The sequence below is a fragment of the Janibacter sp. CoH_79_TC_3 genome (assembly GCF_058197955.1).
The window spans coordinates 112,666-135,884 of sequence record NZ_JBXWIV010000007.1; the positions used below are offsets into that span (position 1 = coordinate 112,666).

Here is a 23,219-nt window from a genome sequence, read left to right on the forward strand (position 1 = left end):
TATGAATGTTAAAAAATATGGCCTATTTTACTGGTTGTCAGCTTGCAATTTAATCACACCTGCAAGATGCGGCTTGTCGTTTTTGGCGCTATATAAGCCAAACTCACAGCTATCTTCTGCATTTTTAAGCTGTGCGACTGGTTCTGCAATAAGCTCTACTTCAGCTGGTAAGAAGATAGGCAGCTTAAATGATACCTCAACTGTATAAGCATCTGGTAGCTCATCCATCAAAGCCAGACATTTGGCCTTTGACCACATACCATGCGCAATGGCTTTTGGGAAACCAAACGCGCGTGCTGATAGCGGATGCAGATGGATTAGGTTAAAGTCACCTGAAACAAACGCATAACGGCGACCGATATCTTCTGGCACTTCAAAGATACTATGTACACCGTCTTCATTGACTGCAGGTTTAACCGCTACTGGGCGCGGCGTGCTTTTTTTATCTTTGCTGCTTGATTTTTTGCCGCGTGATAAATAAGTAGACGTCCCTTCCCAGATCACTTCATCATTTGATTTCACCGTGGTGACAAAATCAAACTGCTGACCTTGGGCATGGTCGCGCAAATTATCAAATTTTACCGCCATGGCAACCGTTTCACGCTCACCGATAGGACGATACTGAGTGACGCTATTATCCACGTGTACCAATCCTAGCATAGCAAATGGAAATGGCTCTTTGACCATCATATTCATCTGCAACGTCTGTGATAAGACCGAAAAATACGTCACAGGCACTTTGCCATTATCAGCGAAACCACAAATCTTACGGTAGTCATCAAGATTGTTTTGATCGATATGCAAGTCATCTACATAATAGGTCGCTTGTGGCAGTTGATCACGACTGATTTTACCGCTATTACCAATAGGCAATAAACTTTTGACGATATTAGCATAAGTGGTATGCGCTTTTGGCAACGCATCATAATGTTTGTCTGACATAATAAATCCTAAGTGGGGCTTGAGCAAATTTTCTGGCTAGATGTAAATGCGATGCATTCGTTTATTAGTAAGAGCTTTGACTGAAACTTACTTGATTAACAATTACTTTGATTAAAATCAACACTTATTTTGATGAATATAGGTTTTGATTAAAAGGTAATTTCGCCCAACAAAGAGGGTCACTTCCTTTACCCAATACAGCTATTTATCATTATAGTAATAACCCGCCGCCAACGTAAAAAACCATCTAACAAACCGGGCAAGTTATTATTACTGTGTTTTTATCATAAAAAAGCCACCCTAGGGCAGCTTTATTACAATTTATCAGCAATTTTTTCGTAAGCATATGTGAGGTAAATCTAAAACCTTACTGATTATCATATACTTAGTGCAGGCTTAATTGAGATAATCATCTATTTTATTAACTACAATTTTGCCTACATTATATTTACTAAGCACCCAATAAGCTTTGACCACATACACGTACGATGTTGCCATTTAGACCGCCTGAAGCTGGTGAAGCAAACCATGCAATGGTTTCAGCCACGTCTACTGGCAAGCCGCCTTGGCTCATTGAGTTCATACGGCGACCCGCTTCACGAATAGCAAATGGAATCGCTTCTGTCATTTGCGTTTCGATAAATCCTGGAGCAACAGCGTTAATCGTCATACCTTTCGCATTGTCTTCTAACTGTTTAGCAGTGGCATTTACTAAACCAATAACACCTGCTTTAGAAGTCGCATAGTTACTTTGACCTAAGTTACCAGCGATACCTGAGATTGATGAAACGCAAACAATACGCGCGTTTTCTTTTAGCACATCATTATCAAGCAAGTAGCGGTTTAGCTTGGCAATACTGCCCAAGTTAATATTGATGACCATATCCCATTTTTGCTCATCCATATTGGCGAGCGTTTTGTCACGCGTGATACCAGCATTATGAATCACTGAATCTAGACCACCACGTTTTTGCGCGGCTTCGGCAATTTCTTTGCCCGCATCTTCACTAGTTATGTCGACGGTTAAAACCGAACCACTGATTTCGCTCGCAACTTTTTGTAAGTCAGCTTGCTGCTGTGGTACATCAAGACAAATAACATGAGCGCCCTCGCGTGCCAAGACACGGGCAATTGCTTCACCAATACCGCGACTTGCGCCTGTAACCAGCATGGTTTTGCCGCCCAAAGGCTGTGCCCAATCAACGTCAACGTTATCGCCGTTGCTAACACGTACCACTTGTCCTGAGACATAGGCTGAACGTGCTGAAGTGAAAAAGCGTAATGTTGAATCTAGGTTTTTCTCAGCGCCTTCGGCAACATAAATAAGCTGGGCCGTGATACCACGCTTAAACTCTTTGCCGACCGACTTCACAAAGCCTTCAAGCGCGCGCTGAGCCAATGCTGCTTCAATATCCGTGAGGTCTTCTGGTGGACGACCGATGACAATAACGCGACCTGATTTCTCTACGCGGCGCGCAACGGCATGAAAAAATTCATACACTTGCTTTAGCTCATCTGCGTTACTGATATTACTGGCATCAAATAATAAAACTTTAAATTTATCATCGCCGCCTGTATTGGCCTTGGCTTTAACGCCAGCATCAGACAGCGCATCTTTCACATTATCACTGCTATTTACAAACACGTCAGCGTGTAATTCTGACAAGATACGAGATACTGACTCGCTGATCGCTGTATTGTCACCATTAGCGCGACCAACCAATACGCTACCACGTACCGCAGGCTGACCACTATCAAAACGATCTAAATCTACTGGCATAGGTAAGCCTAAGTTTTTTGCTACTTTTTTACCAATAGAAGACTGAACAAAATCACCATAACGGTCTGACATAATATAATCCTATAATTAACGAGTAAAATAAAAATGGGCGGGCAGATAATAGTAAACAAAAATACGATGCGCCTATTATAAAGACTCACCCGCATTAGCATTGATAAAAATTATTAGTATTTAGTAAGTGGGCTTAAAACTGCATCAACTATACACTTTCATGCGAAACAAGTCTAAAAGCCACTAATGTCTATAACAATCTGTAGACAAGCCAGTATACAAGATGGCAACTTTTTCTAGCGTTCAAAACGCCCAACTTATGCTAAAATCTAACGTATAAGTTATGGCAAAAGCATTTATAGATAACAATATATTATCAAATAGCGCGTTATGCAATGCAAATAATCAGTACCAGCCAGTCTAATCTGTTGATGTTGTCTAGAGTTGGTTATCATTGAAGCTTGCGATAGCTTAAAATTAGCGTCACATCATTTGCTAAAGATATACAGTAAGGTCTTAAAAAACGCCTTATGATGAGCCACCTTGTTGTGTAATATGTGCCCGAATAAATGCTGCAATCTAATAACAGTAATAAAATCTGAATACAATTTGCCTGAAACGTTTTAAGCATTTTTTAAAGGTATTTTTTCTTTTAATCAATGTTTTCTTCCCTTTTTTCTTCTACCCATACTTTTTAAGGATAATATTATGAGTAATAAAAACAATCACCCTGATAGCCCTGTTGTTGAAACCACGGTTGTAAAGGCTAGCGATACAAAAAATACCGAAACTACTGCGAAAGAGTCAGCGACTAAAGATGCTAAGCAGCCAAACGTGTTTGATACAGTAGCGAATTCAAAAGCGACTGAGTCGAAAAAAGCGGACACTAAAAACGCTGACAACAAAGCCAATGACACCAAAGCTTCTGATGTAAAAACAGACAGCTCTAAGAAAGACGACTCTAAAAAAGACAGCGCCGCCAAAGACAGTAAAAATACCGCTGCGAAAGACGACAACAAAGCGAAAGAAGCTGATAAAAAAGCCGACACGACTAGCGCTAACAAAACCAATACGACGGCTAAAAAAGCCAGCCCAACCAAGCTTAGCTCAGGTCAGCATCGCGTGGCTATCCTAGGCGGCAACCGTATTCCTTTTGCTCGCTCAAATGGTACATACGCAGATGTCAGCAACACTGACATGCTAACCGCAGCGTTAGATGGTTTGGTTGAACGCTTTAACTTACAAGATAAAAAAGTCGGTGAAGTGGTTGCTGGTGCGGTCATGAAGCTGAGCCGCGATATCAACTTAACGCGTGAAGCGACGTTAAGCACCGCATTGAACCCACACACCCCAACTTATGATATCTCACAAGCTTGTGGTACTGGCTTGCAAGCAACTTTTGCTTCTGCCAATAAAATCGCGCTTGGTATCATCGATTCAGCCATTACTGGCGGTGTTGATACGACTTCTGACGCACCTATCGCTGTTGGCGATGGCTTACGTAAAGTATTGATTAAATTGGGCGCGGCTAAAGACAACAAACAACGTCTAAAAGCGCTAATGGGTTTAAATCCAAAAGACTTATTAGATACCCCACAGAATGGCGAGCCACGTACTGGTTTATCAATGGGCGACCATCAAGCGATTACCACACTTGAGTGGAACATCAGCCGTGAAGCACAAGATGAGCTTGCCTTTACTAGCCATCAAAACCTAGCGCGCGCTTATGATGAAGGTTTCTTTGATGACCTAATCACCCCATATAAAGGTTTGACTCGCGACAACAACTTGCGCCCAGATACGACTTTAGAGAAACTGGCTAAATTAAAGCCTGTGTTTGGTAAAAAGAACGCCAACCCAACCATGACAGCGGCTAACTCTACCCCACTAACCGATGGTGCTTCTTGTGTACTATTAGGTACTGATGAGTGGGCAGCAGCACATGGTCTTAAGCCATTGGCTTATATCGTTCATCAAGAAACCGCGGCTGTGGACTTTATCGGCAAGTCTGGCGATAAAGAAGGCTTACTGATGGCGCCAGCTTATGCGGTACCGCGTATGCTTGAGCGCGCTGGTCTGACCTTGCAAGACTTTGATTTTTATGAAATCCATGAAGCGTTTGCCTCACAAGTACTATCTACACTGGCTGCTTGGGAAGATGAGAAGTTCTGTGCAGAGCGTCTAGGTCTTGATGCGCCACTAGGTTCTATCGATCGTAGCAAGCTAAACGTCAATGGCTCATCACTTGCCGCAGGTCATCCATTTGCTGCAACCGGTGGTCGTATCTTAGCCACTGCTGCCAAACTGTTAGACCAAAAAGGTTCAGGTCGCGCACTTATCTCTATCTGCGCCGCTGGTGGTCAAGGTGTTACTTGCATCCTAGAGAAATAATTTTCTCACTGATGTCATTAGCAATAAGCCATTAGTTAATAAATAACATTAAGCTTTTAAAACACCCTTTAATCCAATGATTAGAGGGTGTTTTTTTGTCTAAATGAAAGTGTTATAAAGCGAATGCAACAAGCAAACACTGCTCACTCATAGCTGCATCATTAGATATGTTAAAATAGCTTTATAAAGGGCATTCATATAAAAGGTTGTCACATAAAAAATTTTAATAATAAAACACAGTAACAATAAAAGGCAGCCATAAAAATATTTATTAGGAGCTTACTATGAGCAAGGATACATCGTCTATTGATCAGACCTTAACTACGCCAAAGCGGTGTGAGCTGTCAGCACTGGAACAAGGCAGTTTCATTGCCCGAATGGATAAAGAAGTGTTCGGCGATGAGCTGCGCCGAAAAATGCATCAAGACTTGATAGATAGCTACGATGAAGAACTTGAAAATGAGATAGACGATTACGTGCGCGACTTTCGTTTTGATGGGCGCGAGATGAGTGAGCAAGAAAAGCTTGATCGCCGTACATATTTTCAAGAACTGCTGCGGCTGCAACGAGAACTTATCAAACTACAAGATTGGGTGGTTGAATACGGTGAACGTATTGTGGTGATATTTGAAGGGCGTGATTCTGCTGGTAAGGGTGGCGCTATCAAGCGTATTACTCAGCGCTTAAACCCACGTGTTTGCCGCGTTGCAGCCTTACCGGCTCCAACAGAACGTGAACAATCACAGTGGTATTTCCAGCGCTATGTAGCGCATCTACCTGCCGCTGGTGAGATTGTGTTGTTTGATCGCAGCTGGTATAACCGTGTGGGTGTCGAGCGTGTCATGGGATTTTGTACCGACGCCCAGTACGAAGAATTCTTTCAATCGGTACCTGAATTTGAGCGCATGCTGGTACGCTCAGGTATTCGTTTGGTCAAGTACTGGTTTTCGATTACCGATGATGAGCAGCATTCACGTTTTATGAGCCGGATTCACGACCCTCTTAAACAGTGGAAACTGTCAGCGATGGACTTGCAATCACGCCGCCGCTGGGAGGATTATACCAAAGCTAAAGAGACCATGTTTGAGCGCACGCATATTCCTGAAGCGCCGTGGTGGGTGGTTGAAGGTAATAATAAAAAACGCGCACGACTAAACTGTATTGCCCATTTGCTTGAACAAATCCCTTATCAAGAAGTACCGCGTGATGAGATTGAATTGCCTGAACGTAAGCGCGATGATGAATACTACCGCGAGCCAATTCCTGATGATATGTATGTGCCACCTCGTTATTAAACACATTCATTCACGTCTTATTTAAGAAATTTTATTGACAAAAAAAGCAGCCTTATAAATATATAAGGCTGCTCTTTTTCTTTCGCTAACTATTATCTTAGTCATAGCGAATACAATTGCTGATCTGTAGAAACACTACATGGTATAAGTCGATTGTAAGCTATCAATCTTACCGGCCAATAAACGCTCGACCTCATTTTTAATTCTTAATCCAGCGATATCTGTCCCTATCTGCACAGCAAATCCCGCTGGTCGCCCACTTTGGCTTTTAGAGTTAATCCAAACCACCTTACCGTTCATAGGCAAGCGTTCGCTAGCATTGGGCAAAGTGACGGCAATAAATACCTCATCGCCCAGTTTTTGTATTCTATCAGACGGCACAAATAACGCGCCATTGGTCACAAAGGATAGATAGCTTGCGTATAACGTTTCCATATCTTCAATATGACAGGTTAAAATCCCGCCACGTCCTGGCATTGCCATAGTCCGCTTCCTTTATGAGTGAGGTTTACTTTATTTTAATTTATAAATACGCCAATTCTTGCATCAGCTTATCATAAGCGAATTTTTCTTGCACATTTTGTTGTAGGGCGATTTTTGTCTGTTGCAAACTATTTATAAACGCCTCAAATCCACTCTCAGCAGGTTTGTAGTTGTTTAATGATGCGGATAAATCAATGTCCTTTTGCAGCGCATCAAGACCCAAACATATACGGCGCATATCGACCAGCATCAGCTCCGACAGTTGAATAAACTCGCTCATACTCAACTGGGTTTGCCAATAGTCGCTGGCCGCAATGCCACTGCGTTTACCGCTACGTAACGCTTGCCATGTTGTCAGCCATAGCGCGCGCTTGCTATACCAAGGCGCTTGCGCAAGGGTGACCGCTGCTAAAGGTGCACCATTTGCCAACTGTATCAGCTGCTCAATGGCTTCCGTGCCGACCGCTTCGCGATTGACCGTACTGCCTAGAGCCTGAGTCACATAATTAACTGAAACGGCAGAGTCAATAGTCTGTAATGCTAGCTGCTGGACGCGGCTCTTAATGGTTGGCAGTAACTGCGCCGGAGTATCACTGATTAAGAATAAATGCACTTGCGCTTGCGGCTCTTCCAAGGTTTTAAGCAGCGCATTAGCAGCAGCAATAGTCATTTGCTCTGCATAATCTAGCACGCAAATACGCATTCCCTGCCCGCCTTGATAAATAAAAGGCTGCAAGGCACGAATATCATCGACCTTTATTTTTAACGCAGCGTTACTAGCAGCTTTGGCAGATTTTTTGTCTTTGGCGGTGCTAGTTGCTGCTTCTTTAGCATGAGCATTATCGGCGCTGACTGGCATACTAATCATTGGTAAGACTTGTAAGCTTGGATGCGTCCCTGATCTAAGCCATTGACAGCTCTCGCAAACCCCGCAAGCGCCGAGTGGATGGCTATCGCGCTCACGGCATAACAACCATGCCACCAATCGCCAGACAAAAGCACGCTTACCCATCCCTTGCATACCAGCAGCTAACAGCGCATGAGGCAAAGATTGCTGCGGCGCCAACACACGCTGCGTCAGCTGTGACCATAACTCATTTTGCCACGGTAGTAACGGTGCAAAATAGATATTATCGCTCAAAGGCACTGTGCTGGTCATTTCAGTTATCTCCCTCATGGTCATCGCTCAATGCTTTTAATGCGTTCACTACCTTTAACACGCTCAACACCTTTAATAATTTCAATACGTTCAATCTGTTGATACGCTTAAAACCTTTAAAGACCAAATAAACCAATTATTTTAATCAAAAATATTGGTTTTTTTACTTAGGCTATTATTAATTATCTATATCAGCAGTTTTGAAAATCCACTAAGCTCATGGCATTGAGACGATCCAAATCTTCTTGGTTATCGACGCCTGCTGGTAGATGACAGGCTGCTGGAGCAATAGCAATATGGCCACCGTTTTCTAATACCCGCAATTGCTCTAGGCTTTCCAGTGTTTCGAGTGGCGTTTGCGGCCAGTGTACAAACTGCTGTAGTAAGCTGACGCGGTAGGCGTATAACCCTAAGTGGCGATAAGCAGTTTTTGGTGGTTGTCGCTGTGTATCTATGTCATTTGCCAAAACCACATCACGATCAAAAGGGATTGGCGCACGACTAAAATACAGCGCGCGCTGTAAATCGTTAGACGTCTGACTGACGACTTTAACGACCGATGGACGCATAAATGTCTCATAATCTTCGATAGGTTCACATAAAGTCGCCATCACGCTATCTGCATCTTGCACCAACAATGCTTTGACTTGCTCTAATAATAACGCCGGTACCAAGGGTTCATCACCTTGCATATTGACCACGATATCATGCTCAGCCCAGCCTTTAATAGCCGCAACCTCAGCCAAACGGTCAGTTCCTGACGCATGCGTGCTACTCGTCATCACCACATCAAAGCCTGCCTCTATACAAACTTTGGCAATTGCTTCATCATCCGTCGCAATACACATATCATCCGCAAAATCAGCCAACTTCGCCTTTTCAGCCACCCAAAGTATCATCGGCTTACCATGGATAGTTAATAATGGCTTGCCGGGCAGACGGGTACTTTTAAAGCGTGCAGGAATAACAATATGAGTTTTGGCCAGCGTTACTTCAGTTGTTGCTGCTGTTGGTATAGTTTCATCTGAGGCTAAGACTGACGACATGATTTATTCCTATAAAAATTATCTAATCTTTTAGACTTCTAGCCATTATTGATATCAATATTTAAAGCTTTTAATTGCTGCTGTAAGCTCTCATAACAACTGTCCGATAACACCGCAGTCACTGGCAATACCCATAACCTGTTAGCAAGCTCTTGATACTCCTCGCTAAGTGGTTGGCGGCTAGTCGTATCTATTAGCAACGCCTTGATTTTAACCGCGTCTTTACTGGTCACAATAATAGGCTGCTCGGTATACTGTAAAAGCTCATCTAAGCTAAAATCATAATGATCCGGATAAGGATGACCAATGACATCGAAACCGAGTGATGCTAAAGTATCAAAAAAACGCTGTGGATAGCCGATACCGCTTACCGCATGTATCCGACTGTTTGGCATAGGTAACATAGGCACTTTTGCTGTGACAATTAAATCATCTATCTCAACAGCAGAAGACCACAAAAGCTGTAACTTATCAGCTTGTAGATGCATGGTTAAACGCTTAGATTGAGCTTGATTATTATCCATGGTCGTCCTATCGGCTTTTTCATGGTAAACCACATTTGCGCCTTTTAAGCGTGACATGGGCTCACGTAAAAAACCGGTTGGTAGCAGCTGTTGACTGCCAAAGCCGCGCGATGCATCAATTACAATCCATTCGATATCACGTTGCAGCGCATAATGCTGCAAGCCATCATCAGCAATAATCAGTTGTAAATCGGGATAAGCCTCTAGTAAAGTCGTAATCGCTTGCTTACGATTGGGGCATACTGCCATAGCAGCGCCTGTCATATTGACGATTAAAGAGGGCTCATCACCTACGATGCTCGGTAAACTGCCTGTATGAACCAAAGCTGGCATCTGACTGCTATCACCGCCATAACCGCGACTGATGATACCTACCTTTATGCCTTGCTTTTGCAAGCGAGTAACCAATTCAATAATTAACGGCGTCTTACCGCTGCCACCTACCGTAATATTACCAATAACCATTACCGGAATAGGCGGACGATAACTTGCAAACAGACCTATTTTATAAGCCTGACGGCGTAGTAACGTGACGAATCCATACAACCAACTAACAGGCAGCAGTAGCCAGAGCCAAGCGGCCTGACGTTGCCATGCACGCGTCATTGTGGTTTCAATACTCATGATGGTGTGACATTTATCCTATTTATTCAGCGATTTTTATTCTAAGAAAACTATGAATGAGCGCTTATTCAACACGTTTATTGAGCACATTTACTCAAAATCGCGCGCATACATTTGCGCATAATGACCGTGCAATTGCATCAACTCTTCATGTGTACCAAGCTCAACAATATGACCACCATCTAACACAGCAATGCGATCAGCCGCCTCAATCGTTGTTAAACGATGCGCAATCACCAGTGTCGTGCGGTCTTTCATGACATTATCCAGCGCTTTTTGAATATAATATTCTGACTCATTATCCAGAGCGCTGGTGGCTTCATCTAAAATCAAAATCGGCGCATCTTTTAATAGTGCTCGAGCAATAGAGATACGTTGGCGTTGACCCCCAGACAGCTGCAAACCCTCAGCGCCTATCTCACTTTGATAGCCATTTGGCATTTTCATAATAAAATCATGAGCAAAAGCGTCTTTTGCGGCCTGCTCAACCTCAGCTTGGGTTTTATCCGCCAGACTGCCATAGGCAATATTATTAAACACCGTGGTATTAAACAGCACCACTTGCTGATTGACCATCGCAATCTGGGCACGCAAGCTCTCAAGCTTAATATCTTCAATTGGCATGCCATCAAGGATAATTTGCCCAGAAGAAGTGTCTAAGGTACGAGTAAGCAAGTTGACTAAGGATGATTTACCAGCGCCGCTACGCCCAACCAATGCGACCGTCTCGCCTGCATGCACGTCTAAAGTAAAGTCACGTAGCGCCACAGTTGAATCAGGATAAACCAAGCTGACATTATCCAGTTTGATTTCACCTGCTAAGATTGGATTAAGTATTCCAGTGTCTTCTTCTTCTGGCTCATCCAATAAGGTAAATATTGACTCGCCGGCCGCGAGCCCTCTTTGCAACTGTTGATTGACATCAGTCAATGAACGCACAGGCTTACTTAATAGCCCCGCTGCAGCAATGTAAGAAATAAACTCACCTGCTGAAATATTATCTATCACCGCAGGGCGCAGCGCGAGCCACACCACTACCGCCATGGCTATTGCCATTAATAGCTGTACGGCTGGAGTATTGATGCTATTGGTCACAACGACCTTCATCCCTTGGCGCAGGTTTTTCTTCGACGTGGTATCAAAGCGTTTAGCCTCGTAAGCTTGTCCACCATAATTCTTAACCACTTGATAGCCATTAATCACTTCATTGGTGATATGACTGACATCGCCCATGGTTTCTTGAATACCCTTTGAAAGCTTTAAATAGCGTTTTGAAGCTACCCGTATCAGCCATAAAATCGGTGGCAGCACGACAAATAAAATCAAGGTCAAACGCCAGTTGCTATAAAGCAAAAATCCTATCAAAGCTACCACAGTCAAGCCATCGCGTAATAAGGTCTTCATCGAATCGGTACTAGCTGCCGTCACCTGCTCGACATCAAAAATCAGCTTGGACGAAATCGTCCCTGCTGGATTTGCTAAATAAAACGAGCTTGGCAAACGCAGTAGCTTATTAAATACTTGCACACGTAGCTCATACACAAGATTGCGCGAGACTAACGCCGTATAGTAGTTACCTAAAAAGCTCCCTACACCACGGACGAAAAACAACAAGACAATAATAAACGGAAATAAATCTTGCTTACTTTGATCATTTTGATTAATGGCATCAGTGATATATTGCAATAATTTAGCAATCCAAATCTCTGTTGCCGCATTAATTGCAAAGCCGATAACCATCAGTAATAGCGCCCACCAATATGGTTTAAGGTAGCTTAACAGACGTAATAAGGTCTTATGCTTAGGCGTATTTGATGGTGCTGCTGATAGCTTGTTAGCAGAAGTTTTTTTAGAGTCAGGTTGATTAGCTTGGCTCATAAAAGCCTCAATTTAGGTATAAATAAGAAATGAATAAAAGGTGCACAGCAATGGCGATTATTTATAAGATAAAACATTAAAGGCTGTTAGAGTAATGGTAGCAATGCTTAATAAGCTTTACTACCTTATCAAATACCGTAAAGTTATTTTGGTGATGATTGCGGTAAAGGCTGACCAAGTGGCACAACCGTACTGATATTTAGATTTAAAAAACCCAATTTACCAGCGATATCCATGACCCGTACCACGGATTGATGCGTGGCATTTGCATCGGCAGCAATCACAAATAGCATATCGCGATTACTACCCGCCTCTTGTTGTAGCATGCTGGTTAATTCAGCCTCGTTGCTACTGGCAAGCGTAATGCCATTGACCAAATAACTACCATCTTCTTGCACGGCCACTTCAATACTATTTTTCTCTTCTGTCAGTGCCACGCCCTCAGCTTCGGGAAGAATGATATTTAAGCGGCTAAAGTGATTAAACGAGGTCGCTAGAAGTAAAAATACGATTAAAAATAATAAGCAATCAATCATCGGCGTAAGATTGATTTCAAGTGGCTCAACGGTCGGTTTTCTAAAGCGCATATCAGTCTCTTTAATGTACCTAATATTTAATGTGCCTAATATTTTTTGAGATGCTTATACTTTTTTGCTCAACAAATAATCATCAATAATGCTATTGCTATTATAAAGTCGCCGCTGCAGTATTATCCAAATCTGATGTGTCAAGAGAAAGCTCATTACTTACTTGACTCTCTTTACTATTTACTGCTGTATGGCTGCCTGCATGAGACGTAGCAGAATCAGGAATATTATCTAATAAATGATAATCATATAACTCTTGAATCATGAGCCCTGCTTGGGTCTCAAACTGCGCATTGATATCGATAATACGGCGCTGAAAATAACGATAAGCAACCAAAGCTGGGATAGCGACAATCATACCAGCAGCCGTGGTAATCAAAGCTTGTGACACGCCAGCAGCGAGCATGGTTGGGTCTTGCATCGCGCCATCCGTAATCGCCAAAAACGACGAGATAATGCCCAATACCGTACCCAACAGACCAAGCAATGGCGCAATTGCACCAATGGTGCCAAGCATATTGATATTTTTTTCTAATTGATGCACTTGTACGCTGGCACGGTTTTGCATGTGCATCGTCATCGAGTCTAAGCCGTATTGGCGATAAAGCAGGCCAGTCGCTAGAATATCACCCAAAGGGGTTTTTTCTTTGACATTCATCAACTGCGTACGACCTATATCACCGTTTTCACGTAGGCGGGTTATCAGCTGTTCGCGCAATCTATTGGGTACAATCTTATTAAACTGCAAAGTATGACTACGTTCGATAATAATAACCAATGCCAATATTGAGCACACCACGATAGGTGTCATCAGCCAACCACCTGCTTTTACCAGCTCCCACATACTGACTCTCTTCTATGTTTTTATAAATTATTAAAAGATGGTTTACATTTAAATAGTTAGTTAAGGCTCATAAAAAGCCTTAAGCCTGCGCTTCTATATGCTTAATTAAGGCAGCCAGTTGATCTTGACTATGGAAAAATATCTCAACACTACCCTGCCCGTCTTTTTTATGCTTGAGCTTTACCTCCGCCCCTAACATGTCGGTTAAACGTTGGGTCAAACGCTCTACATCACGAGACTGTACTTGCTCAGTGCGATTGACTTTAGGAGCAGGTTGCAGGATGGATTTTACCAACTTTTCAGCTTCGCGCACCGTCATACCACCATCAATGATTTTTTGCGCAATGATAGGCTGCTGTTCTGATGATAAAGCTAACAATGTACGGGCGTGCCCCATATCTAAAGCACTGTTTGCCAAATGGTCTTTGACTGTGTCGTGTAATTGATTCAAACGCAAAAGGTTCGAAACCGTGGTACGCGCCTTACCAACGACTTCGGCAATCATGGCATGACTCATACCAAACTCTGTATGGAAACGCTGTAAAGCAGCAGCCTGCTCAATCACCGATAAATCTTCTCGCTGAATATTTTCAATCAATGCCAATGCAATTGCTAGCTCATCAGATAACGCACGCTCAATCGCTGGTATAACCGATTTACCAGCCATTTTTGCCGCACGCCAGCGGCGCTCACCGGCGATAATCTCATGCGTAACCAAGGCTTCACTTTTGTCTTCATTCGCCAGTAATGGACGAATAACGATCGGCTGCATGACACCATGTTGTTCAATAGAAGAGGCCAATTCTGCTAGCGCTGTTTCACTCATATCACGGCGCGGTTGATACTTACCTGCTTGCAGACGCGTAACATCGATTTGCACCAAGCTGATCTGGTCTTCAGGGGCACTATTCTCTATCGCATTTACACGAGCTTTATTAGCAGGAATTTTCTTAGTAGTACGCGCTTTACGATTATTACTGTCAGTAGATTCATCTGTGATTGACGAGGCGGAAGGCTTTTTAATAGGTTTTGTATCTGCAGCTTTGTCTGCCGTGCTGGCATCGTCTTGCTGTCTGTTAGCTTCTGATATGTCAGTTTCTAACATTGCATCTGACACAGTAGGCTCGCGCACCACCGTATCATCTTGTAAGGCAGAGGCGGCAATTTGCTTTTCTTTTTTGATTGACCCTAATAAGGCGTCTAAGCCTCGATTGGCAGCCAACCCTCTTTTCTTTGCCATGATTACCTATCCTCTAACGCTAAAATAAAAAGCCCAATGCTTACTACTGCCGGCTTACTGATAAATATAATTTGCTGTTTTTAATATTTAAGCTAACTGATGATTAGCAGCTTATGATTAGAAAGCTATAACTATTAACTTTGCTTCATCACTTCAGCTGCCAGTTTTTGATACGCGCGTGCGCCTTTTGACCATCTCTCGTAGGCGATAACTGGTAAGCCATGTGCCGGTGCTTCTGCTAGACGAATATTTCTTGGAATGTGAGTCTTGTACATAATCTCGCCAAAATGCGCCTCTAATTCAGCAGACACATCACGCGCCAAGGTATTACGCGCATCAAACAAGGTTCTGACCACACCGCGAATATACAGCTTAGGATTAAGTTCAGTGAGACGCTCAATTGTCTGTGACAAGTCCGCTAAACCTTCTAGCGCATAATATTCACACTGCATTGGTATAATAACGCTGTCGGTAGCAACCAAGGCATTAATCGTCAGCAAGTTTAAACTTGGCGCACAATCGATAATCACATAATCATAAGCAGGTTTATTGGCGGCGATTTGATCGTTGACCAACTGCGCCATCGCCGTTTTAAACAACTCATGGCTGTTGGTCTTACTCATTAAGGTGATATCCATACCCGCCAAATCACGATTGGCACCGATGACATCAAAGCCAGCTGGACTATTCACAATCGCCTCAGACAGCGACACACCATCGAGCAGCACATCAGCGATGGTCAGCTCTAATTGGTTCTTATCCACGCCCGTGCCACTGGTGGCATTACCCTGTGGGTCTAAGTCAATCAGCAGTACGTGCTTGCGCTTGGCCGCTAAGCTGGCGGTCAAATTCACTGCCGTCGTGGTTTTACCCACGCCGCCTTTTTGATTCGCAATTGCTATGATTTCCATACACTCACTCAATTTAATTAGGATCTGTTACTGATTTTTACTGAAGCATTTTTGCTGCTTTTACTTATTATATTACTCAAATACCTGACGCTTACCTATAAGGATGTTTAAACACCTGCGTATAAATGAGAAGACCACTTACTCATTACTATAGAACAATTGTTGCCTTATGGTGCGTTGCGTGCTCATAGCTTAGACATTTTTATAAGATAATTCAATTAAATGACGACTATCTTGTAAACGCGGTACATTTAACGGAATTGTCTTTATCTGCCAAGCGTCATTTAGCGCTTGCAACTCTTCATCGCTCGGGGCTTTACCCTTCATCGCGCATAAATAACCATTATCTGCTAAGCGCGGCTGAGCCACTTCGACAAAATCAATCAGACTGGCAAAAGCTCTCGATGTTACCACCTCGTAGCTGGCTTCATGCGCTTCAATACGCGAGGCGATTGGGTGCATGTTACTCAAAGCAAGCTCGCTACTGACTTGTTTAATAAAACGAATTTTTTTCTGATTGCTATCAAGGGCGGTACATTGGCGCTCAGGCTGACAGATAGCGATAATCACAGCTGGTAAGCCCGCTCCCGTACCAATATCCAGCAGCGACCCTGACGGTAAATGCGTTATAATAGCCAAACAATCGATGATATGTTTGATAAGCGCTTCGACTGGATCGGTAATAGCGGTCAGATTATACGCTTTATTCCATAATAAAAGCTGGTCTAAATACAATAATAACGTGCGCTGCTGCGTCGTGCTTAAAGCAAGACCCAACTCATCTATTGATTGCGCCAAGATATTTGCCAGTGTGGGTAATTGCGCACCGAGCTTTACAAAACCTGTCGGGTCAATATGAATGTTACCCGTGTTAGCAGATGATGAAGAGGTTTTAGTAGAATCTGACATACGGGTTATCCAGTTTTGACATGTGAACCGTCTATTTTATCATGCAGGCTGCCTATTGAATAGTTGCAGATTGCGCCAATGTACGCCATCTTATACTATCTACCCCTATATTGAAGGCTTATCTTCTTCGACAGTCATCAAGTTATCGCATCAAAATGCCTATTATTTCAATTTAATCGGTAAAAATTTTTATCGCACTATGATACAAAATTGCGCTGAATGTCTTGTCTAAAACGCGCCTATATCTTGTAAGATGTCCTGATACATTATTAAAAATGATTGATTGTTAAAAGTGCATTCTTAAACTTAGCGCCCAAACAGCAAAAGCTCACCAACCATTCCGCCCTTTTAAAACGACTTACTATATCACTATGACCGAACCGCAAAATACACCTATGAATCAAGAGCCAGAAGATACCAACCCTATGGTAACCCATGCCAAAAAATCAGCAGAGTCAAATCTATCAGGAACAAAGCTACCTAAAACGAAACTGGCACGCAAAAAGCCGACAGAGATCACTCAGCCAGATAGCACCTTAGATGTCCATAGCACGCCTCATCCGGTATTTATCGATGTTAATGAGCGCTGCCTTATCAGTGCCGAGCAGCTTAAGCGTTATACGGATACCAATGAGTTACCGAGCGATACCCACACTGCCCCCGATTTAGATATCGGCTTTGGGCAACAGCGTGCTCTTAAAGCGTTATATACGGCACTGGATATTCATGCCAGCGGCTATCATGTGTTTGCCGCTGGTGAAAATGGCTTAGGTAAACGCACCGTTATCAGTCGCTTACTACAGCGGATTGCCGCCGATGCACCAACGCCCGACGATTGGGTTTATGTATATAACTTTACCGATCCACGTACACCGCAAGCATTACGTTTACCCGCTGAGCAAGGACAGATATTACAACAACAGGTCAACCACTTGTGGCAACAAGCCAAAAAACGACTTAGTCAGCGTTTTCGTAGCGATCAATATCAAAGCAAAATCGAAGCCATCAAAAATGATACCCATCAAAAAGAAAGTCAGGCTTACGATGACCTAAATACCGAAGGCAAACAATACGATTTGGCACTGACGTTTCGTTCATTTGATAATAAAGCGGTATTTGTACACCCTAGCCAGTTACCAAAAGAAGATAGTGATAGTGAGGTTAAAAATGACAAAACCTCTAACAACCAGAAAAATAAGTTAATAAAAGAGGAAAGTCAGCAAGCCAATACTGCTATTGCAAATGCTTCTAGTAACGATACTTTTAATAGCGACGATAGCGTTAGCAAAGATGCTAACCACGACTATGGCAAGAGCGAATATGAAGCTGAGCTAAATAATTTTGCACAAAAAAACCATATGCAAAAGCGTTTAAGTCAGCTGACCATTGCTTTAGAGCAATTAGAAGACGAAGCCAATGACGCCATTGAAGCCCTGCATCGCAATATTGCACGTCGAGCGCTACAGCCTTTATTTGCCCCTATATATGAGCAGTTCGCTGCTCATCCATTGGTTATAGACTATCTAAAAACCGTATTTGCCGATATGGTCACGCATGTCGAGCGTATCGTTAATGGCGATGACGAAGAATTTGTGACGGCAGTCCTCGCTACAACGCCTAGCCGCTATGCAGTGAACGTCATTGTCAGTCACGCGTCAGATAGTGGAGCACCTGTCATCTTTGAAGACTTGCCGACGCATTTAAACCTATTGGGTCATGTCGAGCAAATCACCCAATTGGGCACGGTAACCACCGACGTCAGTATGATTCGAGCAGGCGCGCTGCACCGTGCCAATGGCGGTTATCTGTTGTTAGAAGCCAGTCACTTACTTGAGCACCCTTACGCATGGCAAGGTCTTAAGCGCGCCCTCCAATCACGTAAGATCAAGCTATCAAGCCTTGAGCAGATGCTCACCTTAACAGGCAGCTTATCGCTCGCGCCTGCACCCATTGACCTTGATATTAAGGTCATTTTGCTTGGCGAAGCGGATTTATATTACGAATTACTAGAGCTTGAGCCGGAGTTTGATGCGGTATTTAAAGTACGTGCCGATTTTCACGACGATGTAACTCGCAGCCCTGAGCACGAATTGGCATTGGTCGCCAAAATGGCTGACATCATTAATTATGCTAACCTTTATCCTTTTGATAGCAGCGCACAAGCCGCTCTACTGGAGCATTTAAGCTTACAAGCAGAAGATCAAGATCGCTTAAGTTTACATAGCGATTTATTGATTAAGCTCTTACATGAATCCAACCGCCATGCGCGTTTGAGCGGTAAAAAGATCGTTAGTGCCATTCACGTCACCTACGCCATTGACGATATGGATGAGCGCTCAGGATATTTGCGCGACCTTTATTGGGATGAGCTAAAAAATGGTCAGCAGCTTATTCAGACCCAAGGTGATGCTGTCGGACAAGTAAATGCGCTCACTGTCGTCAGCTATGCCGATAGCGAGTTTGGCATGCCTGCTCGTCTGACAGCGGTCATTCAACCAAATATCGGCGCGGGCGAAATCCTCGATATCGAGCGCGATGTAGATTTAGGCGGTAGCTTACACGCCAAAGGTATGCTGATTATGACCAGCTATTTACGCGCCTTATTTAGTCAGCATCATGCGCTAAACTTTAGCGCCTCGCTCGCTTTTGAGCAAAGTTATGCCCATATCGATGGTGATAGTGCGACGGTCAGTGAAGGCTGCGCGCTACTCTCCGCCTTGGCAAACGTCCCTATCAATCAATCTTTTGCGATTACCGGTTCGATGAATCAGTTAGGCGAAGTCCAAGCGGTTGGCGGTATCAATTCTAAAATTGCTGGTTTCTTTGACGCTTGCCGTGAGCAAGAGCTGACGGGACAACAAGGCGTGGTCATTCCAATGGCCAACGTCAAACAATTAATGCTACGTGACGATATCATTGCCGCCGTTCAAGCAGAGCAATTTCATATTTATGGCGTACATACCTTAAGTGAAGCCTTGACCTTAATGACAGGTCTACCAGTCGATACCATGAACAAAAAAGGTCGCTACCGTAAAGAAACCTTATTTGGCAAAGTATTAAGCCGTTTGATGCTTTGGGATGAGAATCAGAACGCTGATGACGAAGTCGATGATAAAAATTCGAAAAAGAAAGCCAAGAAAAAGCGCCAAGCTAAGCGTCAAAAAAAACAAGATAAGCAAAAAAAGGCGAAGAAAGAGAAAGGTGACCTAGATACAAGTCCAGACGTAAATCCAGATGAAAACATAGAGAAAAATACAGAAGTGCATCTGTAGACGTTGTCATGCTTTTCTGCGATGATTGGTTTTTGTGTTTTGCCTTTGATTTTGACTTTGCTTTTCTTATTGATAAAGAACTCAGAGAAGCTAGCAACCAAACCTGTGACTGAATAAAGGTTATCTTTAATGACTGTACATTCTACTGACGCCGATAGTATTCAAGCTCAAGCAGCTGTTGATAAATCAGCAACTGCGCTAGTGATGAGAGAAGTTACTGAGAAAAATGAAGAAGTTACTGCAGATAATAAAGCGTCTGAAGAAGAAGCAGCAGATAATCGTCATGGAGCCGCGACGACGGCGCGGCAATGGCAAGTACTGTCGCAATTGCAGCGCAATCGCTGGGTAGGTACAACCCATGTTTACGAGCAGCTTATATTGGCAGGCTTTGATATCAGTTTGCGCACGGTACAACGCGACTTAAATGCTCTTGCCAAACGCTTTCCTATCGAAAAAAACAATGCCAATCCGCAGGGTTGGCGCTGGAAAGATGATGCACCCCTCCAAAGCTTACCGCATATGAATTTATCGCAAGCGGTTGCCTTTAATATGGTCGAAGCGAATCTAAGCCAACTGCTACCGCCAGTTATTTTAGATGAGTTATTCCCTTGGTTTGACTTAGCACGTAGACAACTCAAAAACAGCAAAGTCACGCATTCATGGATTGACAGAGTACGTATCGAGCCTGCAACTCAGCCCTTAATTGCCCCGCATATTGATTTAGAAAGTAAAGACAATATTTACCATGCCTTATTTTATCAATTACAAATACAAGCCAGCTATACCCGCAGTGATAAATCACAAGCCAGCGAATATACCCTAAACCCTATTGCTATCATTCAGCGCGGGGTAATTATTTACCTATTGGCAACGCGTACCGATGACCCAGAAATAATTATTCGTACCTTTGCTTTGCATCGATTTACCAGCGTCGAGATATTAGAAAGCGCGGCTAAAACTCCAGATAAATTCCAATTGGATAACTATCTAGATGCAGGTGGCATGGGCTTTAGCCATCCTCTATTTAGCCAATTACCTGATCATGGAAAGCATACCGTGGTTGAGCTACAATTTACCAAACAAGCGGGCAAAAGCTTAACGGAAAGCAAGCTGAGTGACGACCAAGTCGTTATCATAAATAATGATAAAACCCTGACCATACAAGGAACTGTTAACTTAACCTCGCAGCTGGTTTGGTGGTTACGTGGCTTTGGTAGCGGTCTATTAGACGCTAAGCCCGCGCTGCTTTATCAAGCCGTATTAGACAAACCATTAGACGATGAATAGCGACAATAAATAAAGACCGCTATCATTATTAATGATTATGAAAATCTAATAGCCATTCTCAAACATACTGACGCTTATATTATTAAAAAACCATTTTAAAATTAAAAATCCAAAAGGAATATTATGTCGACCACTATCCCATCACCACTACTTTCAGACAGTTTAAGAGGGCTGGGTTTGGATGCGGGGACGTTATTTTTTGCGCTCAATTATGAATTTACCAAGATTGAGCAAAAAGGCTTATTTAAAAACTTAAAGAAGCGCTTCAAAAAAAATGAAGGCGCCATTGATATCGATTTGGCCTGCGTACTCTATGACGACAACTGTACCATCAGCGATATTGTCTGGTTTAAGCAGTTACGTGATAAAGCCGAATCGGTCAAGCATCAAGGCGATAGCCTCAATGGCAAAGATCGCGGTGAGCAAGCGATGTACCTTGCGCCCCTTGACCAAGAGCAAATCCGGCTTTACTTGGATAAAATTCCCGCTCACATCACTCATATTGCTTTGCTTGCTAACTCTTATCATGGACAGCCTTTTGGCAGAGTCAAAAAAGGTGAGATTCATTTAAGCGATGATGAAGGCAACCGCTCTTTTGAAGTCAATTTAAAGCAGCTACCGCGTGACTGCATTACGCTTTGGGTGGCACACTTGCGCCGAGAGGTGGACGATTGGCATCTGACTTTACAAAATCTGCCACTGCCTGCGACAGATCTATCGACAGCCGCGCAAGAAGTGGCGCATGAGTTGGCACGCGCCCTGCCAGCTCCGCAAGGGATTTAACATTAATGTAGAAATTTAGAGAGGTAGAACTGATTAGTAACTAACAATAAAAAGGGTGAAACGTTATTTAATAGCGCCTTACCCTTTTTTTACTAAAAACTTCTAATTTAAGAACTGCGTTTAAGAAAAAGGCTGAAACGTAAGCTTTACTCTAACGGCTCACCGCAATGCGGGCAGAAATTCTTTTGGCGCACCTCTCTTTCGCGGCGCTCCAGTTCTTGCTCACGCAATACTTGCAACACAATCTCTTGTGCTTGCTCCTTATCCAAACCAAGCTCTCGGCGGATTTTCTCAATCATCATCTGATTCTGTACCAAATCAAAATCACTATCGACCAATTGTCCGCGAAAATCTTGCTCAAGCTCTTCACGACGCTGACTGAGTTCATTTGCCAAACCCGTGGCCAAAATACCGGCTGGTAATGCAGCTAGACCGACGCCCAGTATGGTAATGATTGCACCCAATATCTTACCGGCATTGGTGATAGGCGTTACATCGCCGTAGCCAACCGTCGTTAAGGTGACCACCGCCCACCACATGGCTTTGGGTATCGATTCAAACTCGTCTGGCTGGGCGTGGTTTTCGACCAAATAAATCCCACTCGATGCCGTCACAATCATAATAATTAAGATAAAAAGGACCGCTTGAAACGAGCCTTTTTCCTTACTGATGACCACCAATAAAATACGTAAGGAAGCAAAATAACGGGTGAGCTTAAGTATGCGAAACAGACGTAAGATACGTAAGAAACGCAAATCTATACTGACAAAGAAGTTCAAAAAGGCAGGTGCAATCGCAATAATATCAATCAATGCCGACGGACTTTTTAGCCAATCCCAACGCTGACGCCACGTGGTATTATAAGGCTTTGCTTCCGCAACACTCCATAACCTGAGCAAATATTCGATAGAAAATACGATAATCGAAAAATTCTCAAACCAAGTAAAGTACTCTTGATATGGATAGTACCAGCCGTCAACGGACTCAGCGATGACCGCCGTGACGTTCGCCATGATCAAAAGAATGAGGAAATAGTCAACATAGCGACTAAAGAGCGTATCATGCTCATCGTTTTGTAGAATATTATAGACGAAAAGACGCAAGCGCCGTATAGATTGGAATAGCATGGCGTCCCTATGCGGTTTTAGACCGGTCTTATATAAATAAAAGCCAAGTATAGTCAGTTCAAAATAAAAGTGTTATGCCTTGGACAAAGATCATAAAACAATTTGGATAAGTCGTTTTCCATCCA

General features: G+C 43.2%; 17 protein-coding genes and 1 pseudogene. 5 read left to right on the forward strand and 13 right to left on the reverse strand.

What is annotated here, in order from left to right:
- Window positions 1-27 precede the first annotated feature (27 nt).
- Both AC2FA3_RS08345 and AC2FA3_RS08350 read right to left on the reverse strand, forming a co-directional pair.
- Window positions 28-942, reverse strand: coding sequence for a MaoC family dehydratase (locus tag AC2FA3_RS08345; RefSeq protein ID WP_490509173.1), 915 nt, complete (start codon window positions 940-942; stop codon window positions 28-30).
- A 451-nt stretch (window positions 943-1,393) separates the two neighbouring features.
- A complete protein-coding gene (locus tag AC2FA3_RS08350) occupies window positions 1,394-2,794 on the reverse strand; it encodes a 3-oxoacyl-ACP reductase (protein WP_201612239.1) in 1,401 nt (466 codons plus the stop codon).
- Between the two features lie 1,035 nt (window positions 2,795-3,829).
- Here AC2FA3_RS08350 and AC2FA3_RS08355 point away from each other — a divergent pair.
- A pseudogene (locus AC2FA3_RS08355) lies at window positions 3,830-5,125 on the forward strand (acetyl-CoA C-acetyltransferase); the annotation flags it as partial.
- A 284-nt stretch (window positions 5,126-5,409) separates the two neighbouring features.
- Window positions 5,410-6,420 (forward strand): polyphosphate kinase 2, encoded by a 1,011-nt coding sequence (gene ppk2 / locus AC2FA3_RS08360; RefSeq protein ID WP_490509174.1) that lies wholly within the window; start codon window positions 5,410-5,412, stop codon window positions 6,418-6,420.
- A 135-nt stretch (window positions 6,421-6,555) separates the two neighbouring features.
- On the opposite strand, the gene AC2FA3_RS08365 is transcribed toward ppk2, so the two are convergent.
- The 10 genes from AC2FA3_RS08365 to rsmG form a co-directional block, all read right to left on the reverse strand.
- A complete protein-coding gene (locus AC2FA3_RS08365) occupies window positions 6,556-6,903 on the reverse strand; it encodes a PilZ domain-containing protein (RefSeq protein ID WP_201543126.1) in 348 nt (115 codons plus the stop codon).
- Between the two features lie 40 nt (window positions 6,904-6,943).
- Window positions 6,944-8,062 (reverse strand): DNA polymerase III delta subunit-related protein, encoded by a 1,119-nt coding sequence (locus AC2FA3_RS08370; RefSeq protein ID WP_490509175.1) that lies wholly within the window; start codon window positions 8,060-8,062, stop codon window positions 6,944-6,946.
- A gap of 191 nt (window positions 8,063-8,253) precedes the next feature.
- Window positions 8,254-9,108, reverse strand: coding sequence for a 3-deoxy-manno-octulosonate cytidylyltransferase (gene kdsB, locus AC2FA3_RS08375; RefSeq protein WP_201612236.1), 855 nt, complete (start codon window positions 9,106-9,108; stop codon window positions 8,254-8,256).
- A gap of 38 nt (window positions 9,109-9,146) precedes the next feature.
- The gene (gene lpxK / locus AC2FA3_RS08380; protein WP_201612235.1) at window positions 9,147-10,256 is read right to left on the reverse strand and encodes a tetraacyldisaccharide 4'-kinase; all 1,110 of its coding nucleotides are present in this window, start codon (window positions 10,254-10,256) and stop codon (window positions 9,147-9,149) included.
- Window positions 10,257-10,346: 90 nt separating this feature from the next.
- Complete coding sequence (msbA, locus tag AC2FA3_RS08385; RefSeq protein WP_227686278.1) at window positions 10,347-12,134, reverse strand: lipid A export permease/ATP-binding protein MsbA; 1,788 nt, start codon at window positions 12,132-12,134, stop codon at window positions 10,347-10,349.
- 143 nt (window positions 12,135-12,277) lie between these two features.
- Window positions 12,278-12,721: an ExbD/TolR family protein gene (locus tag AC2FA3_RS08390; RefSeq protein ID WP_201612234.1), complete on the reverse strand. Its 444-nt coding sequence runs from the start codon at window positions 12,719-12,721 to the stop codon at window positions 12,278-12,280.
- A 100-nt stretch (window positions 12,722-12,821) separates the two neighbouring features.
- The gene (locus AC2FA3_RS08395) at window positions 12,822-13,565 is read right to left on the reverse strand and encodes a MotA/TolQ/ExbB proton channel family protein (protein WP_201612233.1); all 744 of its coding nucleotides are present in this window, start codon (window positions 13,563-13,565) and stop codon (window positions 12,822-12,824) included.
- 79 nt (window positions 13,566-13,644) lie between these two features.
- Window positions 13,645-14,805, reverse strand: a complete 1,161-nt coding sequence (locus AC2FA3_RS08400; protein ID WP_201612232.1) for a ParB/RepB/Spo0J family partition protein — start codon at window positions 14,803-14,805, stop codon at window positions 13,645-13,647.
- Window positions 14,806-14,939: 134 nt separating this feature from the next.
- A complete protein-coding gene (locus tag AC2FA3_RS08405) occupies window positions 14,940-15,716 on the reverse strand; it encodes a ParA family protein (RefSeq protein WP_490509176.1) in 777 nt (258 codons plus the stop codon).
- 192 nt (window positions 15,717-15,908) lie between these two features.
- Complete coding sequence (gene rsmG / locus AC2FA3_RS08410) at window positions 15,909-16,625, reverse strand: 16S rRNA (guanine(527)-N(7))-methyltransferase RsmG (RefSeq protein ID WP_490509177.1); 717 nt, start codon at window positions 16,623-16,625, stop codon at window positions 15,909-15,911.
- A gap of 371 nt (window positions 16,626-16,996) precedes the next feature.
- Here rsmG and AC2FA3_RS08415 point away from each other — a divergent pair, with 371 nt between their 5' ends.
- The 3 genes from AC2FA3_RS08415 to AC2FA3_RS08425 all read left to right on the forward strand — a co-directional run bounded on the left by AC2FA3_RS08415 (window position 16,997) and on the right by AC2FA3_RS08425 (window position 21,967).
- On the forward strand, window positions 16,997-19,897 hold the full coding sequence (locus tag AC2FA3_RS08415) for an AAA family ATPase (RefSeq protein ID WP_490509178.1): 2,901 nt from the start codon (window positions 16,997-16,999) through the stop codon (window positions 19,895-19,897).
- A gap of 129 nt (window positions 19,898-20,026) precedes the next feature.
- Window positions 20,027-21,184, forward strand: coding sequence for a helix-turn-helix transcriptional regulator (locus tag AC2FA3_RS08420; RefSeq protein ID WP_490509179.1), 1,158 nt, complete (start codon window positions 20,027-20,029; stop codon window positions 21,182-21,184).
- A gap of 123 nt (window positions 21,185-21,307) precedes the next feature.
- The gene (locus AC2FA3_RS08425) at window positions 21,308-21,967 is read left to right on the forward strand and encodes a TerD family protein (RefSeq protein ID WP_490509180.1); all 660 of its coding nucleotides are present in this window, start codon (window positions 21,308-21,310) and stop codon (window positions 21,965-21,967) included.
- Between the two features lie 146 nt (window positions 21,968-22,113).
- Here the strand turns inward: AC2FA3_RS08425 and AC2FA3_RS08430 are convergent, their stop codons facing one another.
- A complete protein-coding gene (locus AC2FA3_RS08430; RefSeq protein WP_490509181.1) occupies window positions 22,114-23,094 on the reverse strand; it encodes an ion transporter in 981 nt (326 codons plus the stop codon).
- Window positions 23,095-23,219: the final 125 nt, after the last annotated feature.